The sequence below is a fragment of the Enterobacter sp. NFIX59 genome (assembly GCF_900113755.1).
Taxonomy (GTDB): Bacteria; Pseudomonadota; Gammaproteobacteria; order Enterobacterales; family Enterobacteriaceae; genus Enterobacter; species Enterobacter pseudoroggenkampii.
Genome location: NZ_FOQN01000001.1, coordinates 353,321 through 369,286, shown reverse-complemented (window position 1 = coordinate 369,286; position 15,966 = coordinate 353,321). Strand labels below are relative to the sequence as shown.

16 protein-coding genes are annotated in these 15,966 nt (G+C 55.6%); 10 read left to right on the top strand and 6 right to left on the bottom strand.

Going from position 1 to position 15,966, the window contains the following annotated elements:
* The first annotated feature begins 35 nt into the window (after positions 1-35).
* Positions 36-629, top strand: a complete 594-nt coding sequence (gene tehB, locus BM007_RS01755; RefSeq protein ID WP_090416990.1) for a tellurite resistance methyltransferase TehB — start codon at positions 36-38, stop codon at positions 627-629.
* On the opposite strand, the gene pepT is transcribed toward tehB, so the two are convergent.
* Positions 626-1,843 carry a peptidase T gene (gene pepT, locus BM007_RS01750; RefSeq protein WP_090416988.1) on the bottom strand — a complete coding sequence of 406 codons (1,218 nt, stop codon included), beginning with the start codon at positions 1,841-1,843 and terminating at the stop codon, positions 626-628. The two genes, tehB and pepT, sit on opposite strands and share 4 nt — an antisense overlap.
* Before the next feature lie 111 nt (positions 1,844-1,954).
* Here pepT and BM007_RS01745 point away from each other — a divergent pair, with 111 nt between their 5' ends.
* Both BM007_RS01745 and BM007_RS01740 read left to right on the top strand, forming a co-directional pair.
* Complete coding sequence (locus BM007_RS01745; protein ID WP_090416985.1) at positions 1,955-3,550, top strand: ABC transporter substrate-binding protein; 1,596 nt, start codon at positions 1,955-1,957, stop codon at positions 3,548-3,550.
* Positions 3,551-3,685: 135 nt separating this feature from the next.
* On the top strand, positions 3,686-4,360 hold the full coding sequence (locus BM007_RS01740) for a DUF3313 domain-containing protein (RefSeq protein ID WP_032647158.1): 675 nt from the start codon (positions 3,686-3,688) through the stop codon (positions 4,358-4,360).
* 34 nt (positions 4,361-4,394) lie between these two features.
* Here BM007_RS01740 and BM007_RS01735 read toward each other — a convergent pair whose 3' ends face one another.
* On the bottom strand, positions 4,395-5,291 hold the full coding sequence (locus BM007_RS01735) for a DMT family transporter (protein WP_090416984.1): 897 nt from the start codon (positions 5,289-5,291) through the stop codon (positions 4,395-4,397).
* 172 nt (positions 5,292-5,463) lie between these two features.
* Here BM007_RS01735 and BM007_RS01730 point away from each other — a divergent pair, with 172 nt between their 5' ends.
* Complete coding sequence (locus tag BM007_RS01730) at positions 5,464-6,336, top strand: helix-turn-helix transcriptional regulator (protein ID WP_090416982.1); 873 nt, start codon at positions 5,464-5,466, stop codon at positions 6,334-6,336.
* On the opposite strand, the gene BM007_RS01725 is transcribed toward BM007_RS01730, so the two are convergent.
* Entirely contained in the window at positions 6,316-7,503 is a 1,188-nt protein-coding gene (locus BM007_RS01725) for a benzoate/H(+) symporter BenE family transporter (RefSeq protein ID WP_302847439.1), read from the bottom strand. The genes BM007_RS01730 and BM007_RS01725 overlap by 21 nt on opposite strands.
* A 71-nt stretch (positions 7,504-7,574) precedes the next feature.
* On the opposite strand from BM007_RS01725, the gene BM007_RS01720 reads away from it, so the two are divergent.
* Positions 7,575-8,102 carry a helix-turn-helix domain-containing protein gene (locus BM007_RS01720; protein ID WP_048991135.1) on the top strand — a complete coding sequence of 176 codons (528 nt, stop codon included), beginning with the start codon at positions 7,575-7,577 and terminating at the stop codon, positions 8,100-8,102.
* 80 nt (positions 8,103-8,182) lie between these two features.
* Complete coding sequence (locus tag BM007_RS01715) at positions 8,183-10,147, top strand: peptidase U32 family protein (protein WP_090416978.1); 1,965 nt, start codon at positions 8,183-8,185, stop codon at positions 10,145-10,147.
* Here the strand turns inward: BM007_RS01715 and BM007_RS01710 are convergent, their stop codons facing one another.
* A complete protein-coding gene (locus BM007_RS01710) occupies positions 10,148-10,378 on the bottom strand; it encodes a DUF2554 family protein (protein WP_024908433.1) in 231 nt (76 codons plus the stop codon).
* Between the two features lie 244 nt (positions 10,379-10,622).
* Between BM007_RS01710 and BM007_RS01705 the strand changes: the two genes are divergently transcribed.
* Positions 10,623-10,985, top strand: a complete 363-nt coding sequence (locus BM007_RS01705; RefSeq protein WP_090416976.1) for a hypothetical protein — start codon at positions 10,623-10,625, stop codon at positions 10,983-10,985.
* A gap of 161 nt (positions 10,986-11,146) precedes the next feature.
* Here the strand turns inward: BM007_RS01705 and BM007_RS01700 are convergent, their stop codons facing one another.
* Together BM007_RS01700 and ftrA are read right to left on the bottom strand one after the other, a co-directional pair.
* Positions 11,147-11,683, bottom strand: coding sequence for a dihydrofolate reductase family protein (locus BM007_RS01700; RefSeq protein ID WP_139210870.1), 537 nt, complete (start codon positions 11,681-11,683; stop codon positions 11,147-11,149).
* A gap of 33 nt (positions 11,684-11,716) precedes the next feature.
* A complete protein-coding gene (gene ftrA / locus BM007_RS01695; protein WP_090416974.1) occupies positions 11,717-12,724 on the bottom strand; it encodes a transcriptional regulator FtrA in 1,008 nt (335 codons plus the stop codon).
* Between the two features lie 73 nt (positions 12,725-12,797).
* On the opposite strand from ftrA, the gene BM007_RS01690 reads away from it, so the two are divergent.
* The 3 genes from BM007_RS01690 (at position 12,798) to urtA (ending at position 15,946) form a co-directional block, all read left to right on the top strand.
* Entirely contained in the window at positions 12,798-13,211 is a 414-nt protein-coding gene (locus BM007_RS01690; protein WP_061715159.1) for a rhodanese-like domain-containing protein, read from the top strand.
* A 156-nt stretch (positions 13,212-13,367) separates the two neighbouring features.
* Positions 13,368-14,471: a cobalamin-independent methionine synthase II family protein gene (locus BM007_RS01685; RefSeq protein WP_048991140.1), complete on the top strand. Its 1,104-nt coding sequence runs from the start codon at positions 13,368-13,370 to the stop codon at positions 14,469-14,471.
* A gap of 203 nt (positions 14,472-14,674) precedes the next feature.
* A complete protein-coding gene (gene urtA, locus BM007_RS01680) occupies positions 14,675-15,946 on the top strand; it encodes an urea ABC transporter substrate-binding protein (protein ID WP_090416972.1) in 1,272 nt (423 codons plus the stop codon).
* Positions 15,947-15,966: the final 20 nt, after the last annotated feature.

The window sequence follows — 15,966 nt, the reverse complement described above, 5'->3', positions numbered from 1 at the left end:
ATGCAATTTCACTTTATGCGAACGCAGGAAAAACAATGACCGTCGATGAGAATTACTTCACAGAGAAATATGGCTTAACTCGTACCCATTCAGAGGTGCTGTACAGCGCGGAGATTGTGAAGCCCGGTAAAACGCTCGATCTGGGCTGCGGCAACGGCCGTAACAGCCTGTACCTCGCGGCCAACGGGTACGACGTGACCGCATGGGACAAGAACCCGATGAGCATCGACAATATCGAGCGCATCAAAGCGGAAGAAGGGATCGCTAATCTGCATACCGCGATTAATGATTTGAACAACCTGAGCTTTGACGGCGAGTACGATTTTATTCTCTCCACCGTGGTGCTAATGTTCCTGGAGTCAAAAACCATCCCGGGCCTTATTGCCAACATGCAGCGCTGCACGAGGCCGGGCGGTTACAACCTGATCGTTGCCGCCATGGATACGGCGGATTACCCGTGCACCGTCGGCTTCCCGTTTGCGTTTAAAAGCGGTGAGCTGAGCAACTACTACGAAGGCTGGGAGTTGCTCAAATACAACGAAGACGTTGGCGAACTGCACCGTACCGATGAAAACGGCAACCGCATCAAGCTGCGCTTTGCCACAATGCTGGCGCGCAAGCCCGCTTAACGGGCGGCCAGCAGGCAGAGCTGGAGAGCAGTCTTGTAAGACGCCTCGAACGACGACAACGGCAGGAATTCAAACTTCGAGTGGAAGTTATGCGCCCCGGTGAAGAAGTTCGGGGTGAGTAGCCCTTTAGCCGAGAGCGCCGCGCCGTCGGTGCCGCCGCGCATCGGCGTCGGTTTCGGCGTGATGCCTAGCGATTCCATTGCCTCGAACATCAGATCGATGGCGCGTCGGTCTTCGCCAATCGCATTGCTGATATTGCTGTAAGTATCTTCAATGCGATAGTCCACCCTGGCTGTTGGATGTTGGGCGGCAATCAGCGCGGCAACGTCGGCAATCTGCTGCTTGCGGGCGGCAAAGCTGTCCTTGTCAAAGTCGCGGATATTGGCCTTTAGAACGGCCTCGTTCTGTCCGGCCTGAATGCCGTTAAACCAGATATAGCCTTCACGCCCCTCGGTGCACTCCGGCGTTTGCTGGCGGTCAAAATGGTTGATGTAGTCAGTCGCCATCAGCAGGGGATTCACCAGCACGCCTTTGGCGGACATCGGGTGCGCCGTCACGCCGGTAAAACGGATCTCCGCGGCTGCCGCATTAAAATTCTCGTAGACAATTTCCCCCAGCTCGCAGCAGTCGATGGTCCAGGCAAAATCGACGTCGAAGCGCTTAAGATCCAGCGCCTTGGCACCGTTCAGGCCGATCTCTTCGTCAGGCACAAATGCCACGACGATATCCCCATGCTGATGTTCCGCCGTCAGGTTTTCCAGCACCGTCATGACCACCGTGACCGCCGATTTATTATCGGCGCCCAATACGCTGGTACCGTCGCTGAAAATAATCTCCTCATTTGGATAAGCCAGAATTTCCGGATGCTCTTTAACCCGCAGCCAGATGTCTTTCTCTTTATTCAGACAGAGATCTTCACCGGTAAAGGTTAATATTTGTGGATGAATATCCGGTGACAGTCCCACGTCGACGGTATCAATATGGGTAATAAAGCCGATGCGCGGCGCACCGGGCACGTTGCCTTTTTTTACCGCCGTTACCGTGGCGAATTCATCAATCACAATATCGTCTAACCCCAGCTGTGCCAGCTCCTGCGCCATGTCGTGCTGGCCCGGCGTTGAGGGCAGGGTTTTGACTTTAGGGTCGCTCTGGCTGGTGATCGCGAGATAGCGGAAAAAACGGTGCGTTAATTGTCTGGAAAGCGGCGAGCCCATAGTGATTTATTCCTTATTTATTTTTCAGGTGTTTGCCACATCACTTTAATGTTATTTATGAAATGGCAAAAGAATTAATTAGCCGTCGAATTAAAAAGACAGGAATAAATGATGAAAAGCAAACTCACAACTATAGCGCTGGCACTCGCTGCACTCACGGTCAGTTCCGCCGTTGCCGCGAAAACGCTGGTGTATTGCTCCGAAGGATCGCCGGAAAACTTTAATCCTCAATTATACACCTCGGGAACCAGCGTGGACGCCAGCGCCGTGCCGGTCTATAACCGGCTGGTCGATTTCAAACCCGGTACCACGGAGCTGGTGCCGAGCCTGGCGGAGCGCTGGGAGGTGAGCGACGACGGCAAGGTTTATACCTTCCATCTGCGTAAAGGCGTGAAGTTCCAGAGCAATAAATCCTTTACGTCGACCCGCGACTTTAACGCCGACGACGTGATTTTCTCGTTTATGCGGCAGAAAGACGTGAACCATCCCTACCACAACGTCTCTAACGGCAGCTACTCCAACTTCGAAAGCCTGGAGTTTGGCAGCCTGATAACCAGCATTGATAAAGTCGATGACCATACCGTGCGTTTTACCCTGGCGCACCCGGAAGCGCCGTTTGTCGCCGATCTGGCCTGGTATTTTGCCTCAATCCTTTCAGCGGAGTATGCCGACGCGATGCTGAAAGCGGGCACGCCGGAGAAGGTGGATATGGAGCCCATCGGCACCGGGCCGTTTAAGCTGGCGCAGTATCAGAAGGATTCCCGGATCCTGTACACGGCGTTTGCCGACTATTGGCAGGGGAAATCGAAGCTGGACAGGCTGGTGTTCAGCATCACCCCGGATGCCTCTGTGCGTTTTGCCAAAATTGAGAAGAACGAATGTCAGGTGATGCCGTTCCCGAATCCGGCCGATCTGCCGCGCATGAAGGCCAACAAAGACATCAATCTGATGAGTAAGGCGGGGCTAAATACCGGCTTCCTGGCGTTCAACACGCAGAAGCCGCCGCTGGATAACGTGAAGGTCCGTCAGGCGCTGGCGATGGCCATCAACAAAACGGCGATTATTGATGCGGTGTTCCACGGTACCGGCACCGTGGCGAAGAATCTGCTGCCGCCGGGCGTCTGGAGCGCCGACAGCGAGCTTAAGGATTATGATTACGATCCCGAAAAGGCGAAAGCGCTGCTGAAAGAGGCCGGTTTTGCCAGTGGTGTGAGCGTCGACCTGTGGGCGATGCCGGTACAGCGTCCTTACAATCCGAATGCGAAACGCATGGCGGAGATGATTCAGGCCGACTGGGCGAAAATCGGCGTACAGACCAAAATCGTCACCTACGAATGGGGTGAATACCTTAAGCGCGTGAAGGGCGGCGAACATCAGGCCGCGCTGATGGGCTGGACGACCGCAACGGGCGATCCCGATAACTTCTTTGGTCCGCTGTTTACCTGTACCTCGGCAAACGGCGGCTCAAATTCGGCGAAATGGTGCTATAAGCCCTTTGATAAAATTATTGCGGAAGCAAAATCAACGACCGATCGCGATAAACGCGTGGCGCTGTATAAAGAGGCTCAGCAGATTATGCATGACCAGATGCCCGCGGTGATGATTGCGCATTCAACCATTTTCGAACCGGTGCGCAAGGAGGTGACGGGCTATGAAATCGACCCGTTTGGCAAACATCTGTTCTGGCAACTGGATATAAATCAGTAATTTTTCACTGCCCGGTGCGCCTCCGGGCAGTCTTTTTGCAATTTGTGCTCACCGCATCATTTTTTGTCACAACAAACCCGCCAGTCTTTTGCTATAACTTCAAATGCATACTTGCAGATAACATGGAAAACTATCATGCGTACTCAAACTTTTTTTAAAGTTGCAGTGCTTACTGGTCTGTTGGCGTTAGCGGGCTGTTCTTCAAAAGTCGCCGCCCCGGAACAATACTCAGGCTATTTAAAAAACTATTCTGGCTTGAAGGAAACCACGTCAGCAACGGGCAAACCAACATTGCGTTGGGTTGACCCGTCATATAACGAAGCCAATTATGACAGTATCGTCTGGAATCCGATTACGTATTATCCCGTTCCAAAACCAACTACGCAGATTGGTCAAAAAACGCTGGATGAGTTGCTGAGTTATACCAATAACAAAATGAAAACCGCGGTTGGCCAGCGTAAACCTATCGTCACTACGCCAGGGCCGCGCAGCCTGATCTTCCGCGGTGCGATTACCGGGGTAAGCTCGAAGAAAGAAGGTCTGCAATTCTATGAAGTGGTGCCTGTTGCGCTGGTTGTAGCGGGTACGCAAATGGCGACGGGTCACCGTACAATGGATACCCACCTGTACTTTGAAGGTGAGTTAATTGATGCGAAAACCGGCAAGCCGGTCATTAAAGTGGTTCGTAAAGGCGAAGGTAAAGAGCTGAATAACGAAAGCACACCAATGACCTTTGCAACGCTGAAGCAGGTTGTTGATGACATGGCGACGGATGCCACCATGTTTGATGTGAAAAAGACTGCAAAATAAAATAAAACGGCCTGCGTAATGCAGGCCTTTTTATTTATGCCATCCGTAAGCGCCTGAACCAGGTTTCCGGTTTGGTAAACATCACCATATTACCTCCCAGAATCAGCACTAACCCCACGATACCGTTGATATGCCAGACGTACCCTTCATACACCGTGGAGATGGAGAGCGCCACCAGCGGGAAGAGCAGCGTGCTATAGGCCGCTTTGCCTGGACCAATGCGTCCCACCAGCGTGAAGTAGGCACCAAAAGCAATCACCGAGCCAAACAGAGCCAGATACACCAGCGCACCGAGATAGCTCACCGTCCATTCCGGCACAAAGCTATCGCCTCTGAACAGGGCAATGCAGCCCATCACCAGCGTGCCATAGAGCATCGCCCAGGCGTTGGTGGTCATGGTTTCCAGTCCTCTGCGCTGATGGCGCATGCTGATCATATTGCCCAGCGAGAAGCCGTAGGTACCGAGTGCGGAAAGCCCAATCCCGGTCAGGAGTGACGCGCTCCAGCCGCTGGCCAGCAGATCGTCCCAGAAGAGGGTGATGATCCCAACCAGCCCCAGTGCCGCCGCCGTCCAGAAACGCGCGGGCGGGCGCTGCCCGAAGAAAATAAAACTGTTAATGGCGTTATAGAGTACCGCCATGGAGAAGATCACCGACTCCAGCCCGGTGTTAATGTGCGAGGCTGCGGTGTAAAAACACCAGAAGTTAAAGCAGAAAACGCAGCATCCCTGGAGTATGCAATATAGGTGATCCCGCAGCGCCAGCGTGCGCAGGCGTCGCAGGGCGATTAACACCATCATCATCGTGAGGCTGGCGACGGCGAAACGCCAGAAAATAGAGACGGGCGCCGCCACGGGACCCTGCTGCAGAAAAATGGCAATCCAGGTGGTTCCCCAGATGATCACCACCAGTCCATAGAGTAATGCGTTCATATTTTTCTCTTCTCAAACCCCGAAAGCACGCAGTATGGCGCTGAGATGCGTAACGGGCTTTCACCGGCTTGCGGGTGACTTGCAAAATCTTGCGCTTTTTCTTCCGCGGGGGCTGGCAACGGGAGACAACTCTTCTTAGACTGAGATTCCGGTCAATCACGCGCTAACGGTTATGTCTCACGCTTACGATACCTTTGAAACGCTTTGCCAACAGAATGCGGTCCTGCGGGAAACCGTCTCGCTGAATTCGGGTATTCAGCTGGCAGCGTGGTACAACAAGCACGATACGATAACGGTAAAAAGCAACCATCATACCCTCAGCCTGTACGTGGCTGACGGCTACGAAAGCTATCAAAAAACGCCGGGCGGCTGGAAGAACGGCGGGGGTCCGGACCGTTTCTGTTTGATGCCCAAAGAGAGCGAATCGACGTGGGATATCCGTGATGACCTGTCGTTTGTGCATCTCTACTGCACCGATGAACACCTGCGCGACGTAGGGGAAAAAATCTGGGACAAGCGCCCGCTATCGCTGACCCTGGACGAGCGCATTTTTGGTAGCGACCCGAAGATTACCACGCTGTATCGCCAGTTTTTACTGGGCTGCGACTGGCAGCAGCACGCCAACCAGCTCACTCTGAGCACGGCCTCCACGCTGCTGCTGACCCATCTGCTGCAAAACTACTCAAACGTGCAGTGGAAGCTGCCGGTTGTCACGGGAGGGTTGTCGCCGTTTGTGCTGCGCAACGTCCTTGCCTTTATCGAAGAGAATCTCGGGCAGCCCCTGACGCTGGCCGAACTGGCGGCGCAGGCTGCCCTCAGCGAATACCATTTTGCACGCATGTTCCGCCAGTCGACGGGGCTGGCGCCGCATCAGTACGTGATGCAGAGGCGAATGGACAAAGCGAAATCCCTCGTCCAGCACACGGCGACGCCGCTGACGGAGATCGCACTTGCCTGCGGGTTTAACTCCGCCAGCCACTTCAGCAACCGCTTTCGCAGCGCAACGGGCATGACGCCTTCGCAGCTACGCGCGGCGAGCGCGTGAAAACAGGGCGTAGCACACCCCGCCCAAGACCAGCCCCCAGAATGCCGAACCGATGCCCAGGATCGTAACGCCGCTCGCGGTCATCAGGAATGTAACGATGGCCGCATCGCGCTCCGCTTCGTGACTTAATGCCTGATATAAACTCCCGCTGATGGTGCCCAGCAGCGCCAGACCGGCGAGCGTCTGGATCCAGCTAAGCGGCAGCGCGGCCATCAGCCCGGTAATGGAGCCGCCGAAAATCCCCGCCAGCAGATAAAACCCTCCGGCTGCGATGGCCGCCAGCCAGCGTTTATCGGCATCCGGGTGCGCATCCGGGCTTTGACAAATAGCGGCAGTAATGGCCGCAATGCAGATAGAAAAGACGCCAAACGGAGAAAACAGCAGCGCCAGTCCACCCGTGACGATGATGAGCGGTGAGACCGCCAGCGGGTAACCGGAGGCCTTCATCGTGGCGAACCCCGGCGTGTTTTGCGAGGCCATGGTCACCAGGAAGAAGGGCACGCCAATACTCACCAGGCTGGTGAAGGTGAAGGCGGGCGCAATAAACTCAGGCATCACCAGAGAAAGCGTGAGCCTATCGGTGACAACGTCACCTCCCGCCCAGGCCACAATACCGCCGACCAGCAGCGTAACGACGATGGCATAGCGCGGAGCCAGCGCTTTTGCGATCAGCCACGCCGCAATCATGCTGCCGCACAGCAGAAAGTGCCCTTCGAGATGCGCAAACGCGTGCAGGCCAAACTGCAGCAATACCCCCGCCAGCATGGCGGCAGCAAGCGAATGGGGGATCAGCTTCATCAGACGGGCGAAGAGCCCGGTAATGCCGCAGAGCAAAATAAGCGCGTTCGCAAAGATGAACACGCCGATGGTTTCCGCCAGCGTGACGCCGTGCAGGCTGGTGGCGAGCAGCGCCGCGCCGGGCGTCGACCAGGCGGTCAGGACCGGCGCCTTGTACCACCAGGAAAGCGCCAGCGTGCTGACGCCCATCCCAATTCCCAGCGCGGTTATCCAGCCCGCAATCTGCTGTGCGCTGGCACCTGCCGCTGCGGCAGCCTGCCAGATGATGGCGGCCGAGCTGGCGTAACCGACCAGCACGGCGACAAATCCAGCCAGTGCGACTGGAACAAGGTGAGAGGAAGGGCGCATGAAAACTCCGTTGTGCGTTATAGCGTCCGGGATAAGGTAGCACTGTGCGCTATAGCGTACAAGTGGTATGCTGGTCGTCACCAGGAGGGAACATGGACATCACACGACATCTTGCAACCACATTGAAAACGCTGCGCCAGGCGCGCGGCTGGAGTTTGTCGAAGCTCGCAGACGAGACCGGCGTGTCAAAGGCCATGCTTGGGCAAATCGAGCGCAATGAATCCAGCCCGACGGTGTCGACGCTGTGGAAAATTGCCACGGGACTGAACGTTCCGTTTTCCGCCTTCATCACGCCGGAGGCGGACCAGCAGGCGGTATTTGACCCCCAACAGCAGGCGATGGTCGTCAAGCCGCTCTTTCCGTGGGACGAGACGCTCAGATTTGATTATTTCTCCATTACCCTGGCACCCGGCGCGCTGAGTGAATCCACGCCGCATGAGGCCGGAGTGATTGAACATGTGGTGGTGGTCAGCGGCGAGCTGGAGATGAAGCTTGACGGCAAGTGGCAGACGATTTCTGCCGATTCGGGCGTCCGTTTTGCCGGCGATAAACCGCACGCCTACCGCAACAGCAGCGACCGGACGGTGCATTTTCACTCCCTGATTCATTATCCCCGCTGAGGCTACGCAAAACTGTTTCGCTGACGCATACTTCTGACTACAATAGCCGCCATTTTGACCATAACGGATAACGACGAAGTATGCGCCTGCAATCCCATCATCTTGAACTTTTAAGCCCGGCCCGCGACGCCGCCATAGCCCGTGAAGCGATCCTTCATGGCGCTGACGCCGTCTACATTGGCGGCCCTGGCTTCGGTGCCCGACATAACGCCAGCAACAGCCTGAGCGATATTGCTGAACTGGTGCCGTTCGCCCACCGTTTCGGGGCGAAAGTGTTCGTGACCCTGAACACCATTCTTCATGATGATGAGCTGGAGCCTGCGCAACGTCTGATTACCGATCTCTACCAGACCGGCGTGGATGCCCTGATTGTTCAGGATATGGGCGTGCTTGAGTTGGATATTCCGCCCATTGAACTGCATGCCAGTACCCAGTGTGATATCCGTACGGTCGAGAAGGCGAAATTTCTCTCCGACGTCGGCTTTTCGCAGATCGTCCTCGCGCGCGAGCTGAATCTGAATCAGATCCGCGATATTCATCAGGCGACAGACGCGACGATCGAGTTCTTTATCCACGGCGCGCTGTGCGTGGCCTATTCCGGTCAGTGCAATATTTCCCACGCCCAGACGGGCCGCAGCGCCAACCGCGGCGACTGCTCTCAGGCCTGCCGTCTGCCGTATACCCTGAAAGACGATCAGGGCCGCGTCGTGGCGTTCGAAAAACACCTGCTCTCTATGAAGGATAACGATCAGACTGCCAACCTGGGCGCGCTGATCGACGCGGGCGTGCGTTCCTTCAAGATTGAAGGGCGCTATAAAGATATGAGCTACGTGAAGAACATCACCGCGCACTATCGCCAGATGCTGGACGCCATTATTGAGGATCGCGGCGACCTGGCGCGCGCGTCGGTCGGCCGCACCGAGCATTTCTTTATTCCGTCGACGGACAAAACGTTCCACCGCGGCAGCACGGACTATTTCGTGAATGCCCGTAAAGGGGATATCGGCGCGTTTGACTCACCGAAGTTTATCGGTTTACCGGTCGGCGAAGTGCTGAAAGTGGCGAAAGATCACCTTGATGTTGCAGTGACGGAGCCGCTGGCGAACGGCGATGGCCTTAACGTGATGATTAAGCGCGAAGTCGTGGGCTTCCGTGCGAATACGGTCGAGAAAACCGGCGAGAACCGCTACCGCGTATGGCCGAATGAAATGCCGGCCGATCTCTACAAGGCGCGACCGAACGCGGCGCTTAACCGCAACCTCGATCATAACTGGCAGCAGGCGCTGCTGAAAACCTCCAGCGAACGACGTATCGCCGTGGATATTGAGCTGGGCGGCTGGGAAGAGCAGCTAATTCTGACCATGACCTGTGAAGACGGTATCAGCGTGACGCACACGCTCGATGGTCTTTTCGAGGTGGCAAACAACGCGGAAAAAGCGCTTAGCAGCCTGAAGGATGGCGTGGCGAAGCTGGGCCAGACGATTTACTACGCGCGCGCTATCGACGTGAATCTGCCGGACGCGCTGTTCGTGCCGAACAGCCTGCTGAACCAGTTCCGCCGCGAAACGGCAGAGATGCTGGATGCCGCGCGCCTGGCTCAGTATCCGCGCGGTAGCCGTAAAGCCGAAGCCGTCCCTGCGCCAGTATACCCGGACACCCATTTGTCCTTCCTCGCCAACGTTTACAACCATAAAGCACGTGAATTCTATCATCGCCACGGCGTGCAGCTGATCGACGCGGCCTATGAAGCGCATGAAGAGAAGGGCGATGTGCCGGTGATGATCACCAAGCACTGCCTCCGCTTTGCGTTTAACCTGTGTCCTAAGCAGGCGAAAGGGAACATTAAGAGCTGGAAGGCCACCCCAATGCAGCTGGTAAACGGTGACGAAGTTCTGACCCTTAAGTTCGACTGCCGTCCTTGCGAAATGCATGTGATTGGCAAGATGAAAAACCACATTTTCAAAATGCCGCAGCCCGGCAGTATTGTGGCATCCGTCAGTCCGGACGACCTGATGAAAACCCTGCCAAAACGCAAGGGCAGTTAATTACCTGACGTGCGTGTCCGGTTTGCGCGACTTCTGCCACAGGTGGTGTTCGCGCAAACCCTCCGCCGACTCTTCCGCAGCGCTTCGCAACTCATCGCTGTCGGCTTCATGACGAAGCTGATGCGCCACGTTCTTTACCCATAAATATTCATGTCCTTTGTGCCCGGCCATAAGCTGGCCTGAAAACAGCGCACAAATAAGCATTATGAAAGATAACCCTTTTTTAATCATGGATTCTCCGCTGAAAAACAATGCCGGATAATCATGTCGATTATTTCCTGGTGTTATTATTTAAAAATTAAAATTAGCGAAAAGAAAATGTCAAATAATGTGGGTTCGGAATAGTGGTTAGGATATTTCCTAAAAGTCATCCTAATCTTTGTAAAGCTCCATTTCTGGACCACAATTGGATGTTTGCATTAAGGATTAATCTTATATAATAGTTATCTTGGGCTAAGGAACAGGTCATTTATAAATGAAAAAAATAGTAGCGCTTGCGCTTCTGGCGGCGGCTATTGTAGCCGTTGCAGGGGTTCGTTATGCAGGTAATGACGAACCAGAATATATTCAATCTGCAGAAATTCGCGTGGGTTCATATTTAACCAGCGACTATGGTGGCGTTGCCTGCACCAGCAAAAAAGTGAACGATCAGCGTTGGGAATTAGATTGCACTCATCAGGCAAGAGGAAAAACATTCCAGTTCGCGGTGTATCCCTCTGAAAAAGCACCTTATGGTGTCGCACGCTCCTTTTATCTTGAAGCCATTAACGATGACGCAAAACAGAGCGCTGAACAGGGGCTTATGCGTTATTTGCAGATCAATACCCATGCAGGTTAATAAGACTGTTTAACCTTCGTTAAGACAACGGGTGTTAGGTTGTATGGGATCCGCAGCCCGGCCATGGAGTGTCGGGACGTAGAGACCAAAATACAAATCTATCCATGCAAGCATTTACCGCCATTTTTGGCGGTTTTTTTTACTCAGTGTTTACCGTGGTTTTATGGCTTCAGTCGATAGTGTGACTGCACCAGGCCAGAAGGGAAGCTGCGGCTTGATACCAGCGTCAAATCGATATCTCCGGGCAGGGCGCCGAACAGCGACTTTCCCGACCCAAGCAGAACAGGAACGGTCGTGATCACCATATCCGCTACCAGTCCTTCGCGCAGGAACGACTGGATCACCTGTCCACCATCGAGATAGACGCGATGGACGTTCTGCATCGCCAGATCGTCGAGCACCTCCTTTGGCGTGCGGCTGGAAAACTGTACTTTGCCCCTCAGCGCGTCGGGTACGGGCGTGTCGGCCAGCTGTCGGGAAAGCACCAGCACGGGCCGATCATACGGCCACGTGTCAAAAGTCAGCACCTTCTCATAGCTCCCCCGGCCCATCACGATCCACTCTTTATCCGCGATGAACGCCGCATAGCCATGATCCTCAGTCGGGTCATCGCGCTGCAGCAGCCACTCGATATCGTCATTGTGTCGGGCGATGTAGCCATCAAGACTGGTTGCGATAAAAACGTGTGTGGTGACCATCAGGTGCTCCGTATTAACCATAAAACTAACGCCTCAGCGGGCGGTACCAGTACGTGAAAATTGTTTGCGATACTGAGCCGGGGAGAGCGCGAACTGCTGGCGAAAATGATGACGTAATGTCGACGCCTGACCAAATCCGGTCTGTTCCGCGATGCTGTCGATGCTTAACCGGCTGCTTTCCAGATAATCTTTCGCCCGCAGCAGGCGTTCATTGATCAGCCAGCGTGCGGGCGTCATTCCCGTTGCCGCCTCGAAGCGGCGAAGAAAGGTGCGCTGGCTCATTCCGACCCGACGCGCCAGCGAGTCGACGCTATGCGCGTCGATAAGATGCGTGTGCAGAAAATCAAACAGCTGGGCGAGACGTTGACTCTCCCGCAGCTGCGCCACCGGGCGGCTCAGCTGCTGCGGCTGAGATCCATCCCTGTGAGGGGGAATGACCAGCCGACGCGCCACGCTGTTGGCGGTTTCCATGCCATAATCCCGACGCACAACGTGCAGGCAGAGATCGATCCCCGCCGCGCTGCCCGCGGAGGTCAGTATATCGCCCTCATCCTGGTAGAGCACATCCTCAACCACGTCGATGTCAGGGTAACGGGCTTTTAGCGTATCAATGTAGCGCCAGTGCGTCGTGGCTTTACGTCCATTCAACAGCCCCGTAGCGGCCAGGACAAATACCCCCGAGCAGATGGAGAGTAGCTGGCACCCGCGCGCACTGGCCTGACGCAATGCGCCGCAGAGCGCATCCGGAACCGGTGAGTCCAGCCCCCGCCATCCCGGAACCACAATCAGATCGGCAGACTCAAGCAGGGAGATATCACCATCGGTAATGATGCGGATCCCGCCCGTCGCCCGAAGTTCACCGCTGTCCACGCCCGCCACGGCAAAACGATACCATTCGTCGCCCAGCTCGGGGCGAGGCAGGCCGAAGATTTCTACCGCCACCCCAAACTCAAAGGTACACAGACCGTCATACGCCAGCACGACCACCTTCGGGCGGGCAAGTTGTCTTAAGTTTGTCATCTTTTTGCTGTTTTCTGGCATAAGCGAGCGCATTCACGGGCTGAATTTGTGGATAGAGTAGTGTTAACACAAACGCCAAAGATGAGGAAGGATCATGAGCTATGTTACTGAATTTCCGGCTGCCGAGCCGCAGGAAGCTGTTACCCATTTTCTGCGTCGCCTGAGCGTCGAAACCGACTGTGCCGATGTGCATCATGCCATCGCCAATAATGAGCAGGACTTTGTTTTGCTGCATGTGGTGGGGAGCCCGGAGCAGTTTGCCCGTCGTCACGTACCTGGCGCATTGCATCTGCCGCGGAGCCAGATTACCGCTGAGCGCATGGCTCAATGGCCTGAAGGCACGCTGTTCGTTGTCTACTGCGCAGGGCCGCACTGTAACGGCGCGGACAGAGCCGCGCTCAAGCTGGCGCGCCTCGGGCTGCCGGTCAAAATCATGCTCGGGGGGATCGCCGGCTGGGAAGATGAAAAGTTCGCCTTTGCCAGCAGCGAAACCGCCGCCGCGCTGTGAAGATGAATTTTTTTCAATGCCCGTGAAATTTTCTCGTTTGCCGACGCCGGTGAGGTATGACATTGTTTTTGGACATTTAGACATCCAGAAGTCTAAAGCTTCAAATGATGAATTATCACTGCTGGCAATTACCGTCGGCAGACTGAGGAGATTTCCATGCAACGACACCACGCCCCGTACCGCGCCGATGTAGTCGGCAGTTTTTTACGCCCGGATGCCATCAAACAGGCGCGCCTGAAGTTCGCCAGCGGCGAAATCGATGCCGGACAGCTTCGCGCGGTAGAGGATGAGGCCATTCGCCACGTCGTTGAGCAGCAGTGTGCGTGCGGCCTGCACGTGGTTACCGACGGCGAGTTTCGTCGTGCCTGGTGGCACTTCGACTTCTTCGACGGACTGCAGGGCGTTGAACGTTACGATTCGCAGCAGGGCATCCAGTTTAACGGGGTGCAAACCAAAGCCCACGGCGTGCGCGTCACCGGCAAGCTGGGCTTTGGTGACCATCCAATGCTCGAAGATTTTCGCTATCTGAAAAGCATCAGCGGGAACGCCCAGCCGAAAATGACCATTCCCAGCCCGAGCGTGCTCCATTTCCGCGGCGGTCGCAAAGACATTGATGCGACAGTGTATCCGGACCTGAACGTCTATTTCGACGATTTGGCCACCACCTGGCGTGATGCCATTCGCGCTTTCTATGACGCGGGCTGCCGTTATCTGCAGCTGGATGACACCGTCTGGGCCTATCTCTGTTCGGACGATCAGCGCCGTCAGATCCGCGAGCGAGGCGATGATGCCGATGAGCTGGCGCGCATCTATGCCCGCGTTCTGAACAAGGCGCTGGAAGGCAAGCCGGACGATCTGACCATCGGGCTGCACGTTTGTCGCGGTAACTTCCGTTCTACCTGGATCTCCGAAGGTGGCTATGAGCCGGTGGCGGAAGTGCTGTTCGGGACGGTCAACGTTGACGCGTTCTTCCTTGAATATGATAACGACCGCAGCGGGGATTTCGCGCCATTGCGCTTTGTTCGACCGGGCAAGCAGCAGGTGGTGCTGGGTCTGATTACCACGAAAAACGGCGAGCTGGAAAACCCGGAGGGGATTAAAGCCCGTCTGGAAGAGGCGGCGAGATACGTGGCAAAAGAGCAGATCTGCCTCAGCCCGCAGTGCGGCTTTGCCTCAACCGAAGAGGGCAACAGCCTGAGCGAAACCCAGCAGTGGGACAAAGTCCGTCTGGTCACGCAGATCGCCAGCGAAGTCTGGTAAAATCGTCCTCCTCAGCGCTGCATTATAAAAGTGCAGCGCTGTGCCATTCTGAGACGTTCTCTTTACATCCGGCGTTCCCCTCCCAGAAATAGCGCTATCTCCATTCTGGCATCCTTTTTGCTCCTGCTTCGCTGACACTTTTATTTCCGCGTCCACGCCGTAACGGACGTTTTCGCACAGCGTTCTTTTTCAGGAGTGAAAATATGCAGCGTCGTACCTTATTAAAAGCCTTTGCGTTATCCGCGTCCGTCGTGGCGATGGGCATGAGTTTTGGCGCGCAGGCGGCCGATACCATCAAAGTGGGGATCATGCATTCTCTTTCCGGCACGATGGCCATCTCCGAGACTCCGCTGAAGGATGTCGCCCTGATGACGATTGATGAAATCAACGCCAAAGGCGGCGTGCTGGGTAAGAAACTGGAGCCGGTGGTGGTGGACCCGGCCTCAAACTGGCCGCTGTTTGCCGAGAAGGCCCGTCAGCTGCTGAGCCAGGATAAAGTGGCGGTGGTATTCGGCTGCTGGACGTCTGTTTCGCGCAAATCCGTTCTGCCGGTCTTTGAGGAGCTGAACGGCCTGCTGTTCTATCCGGTGCAGTATGAAGGCGAAGAGATGTCGCCAAACGTCTTCTATACCGGCGCGGCGCCGAACCAGCAGGCGATCCCGGCGGTGGAATACCTGATGAGCGAAGACGGCGGCGCGGCGAAACGCTTCTTCCTGCTGGGAACCGATTACGTCTATCCGCGCACCACCAACAAGATCCTGCGCGCGTTCCTGCATTCGAAAGGGGTGGAGGATAAGGACATCGAAGAGGTTTACACCCCGTTTGGCCATAGCGACTACCAGACCATCGTCGCCAATATCAAAAAATTCTCAGCGGGCGGCAAAACCGCCGTGGTGTCGACCATCAACGGCGATTCCAACGTGCCATTCTACAAAGAGCTGGCTAACCAGGGACTGAAGGCGACGGACGTGCCGGTGGTGGCGTTCTCCGTGGGTGAAGAAGAGCTGCGCGGGATCGACACCAAACCGCTGGTGGGCAACCTGGCGGCATGGAACTACTTTGAATCCGTGGATAATCCGACAAACGAGGCCTTCGTGGCGGATTACAAAGCCTATGCCAAAGCGCATAAGCTGCCGAACGCCGATACCGTGGTGACCAACGATCCGATGGAAGCGACTTACGTAGGGATTCATATGTGGGCGCAGGCGGTGGAAAAAGCGGGCACTACCGACGTGGATAAAGTGCGTGCGGCGATGGCCGGTCAGTCCTTTAAGGCGCCGTCAGGCTTTACGCTCACCATGGATGCCACCAACCACCATCTGCATAAGCCGGTCATGATCGGTGAAATCGAAGGCAACGGTCAGTTCAACGTGGTGTGGCAAACCGAACAGCCGGTACGCGCCCAGCCGTGGAGCCCGTTCATCGCCGGGAATGACAAAAAGCCCGACCAGCCGATGAAAACCGCCAGCAACTAAGCCATCACTGCAGGGAGAAA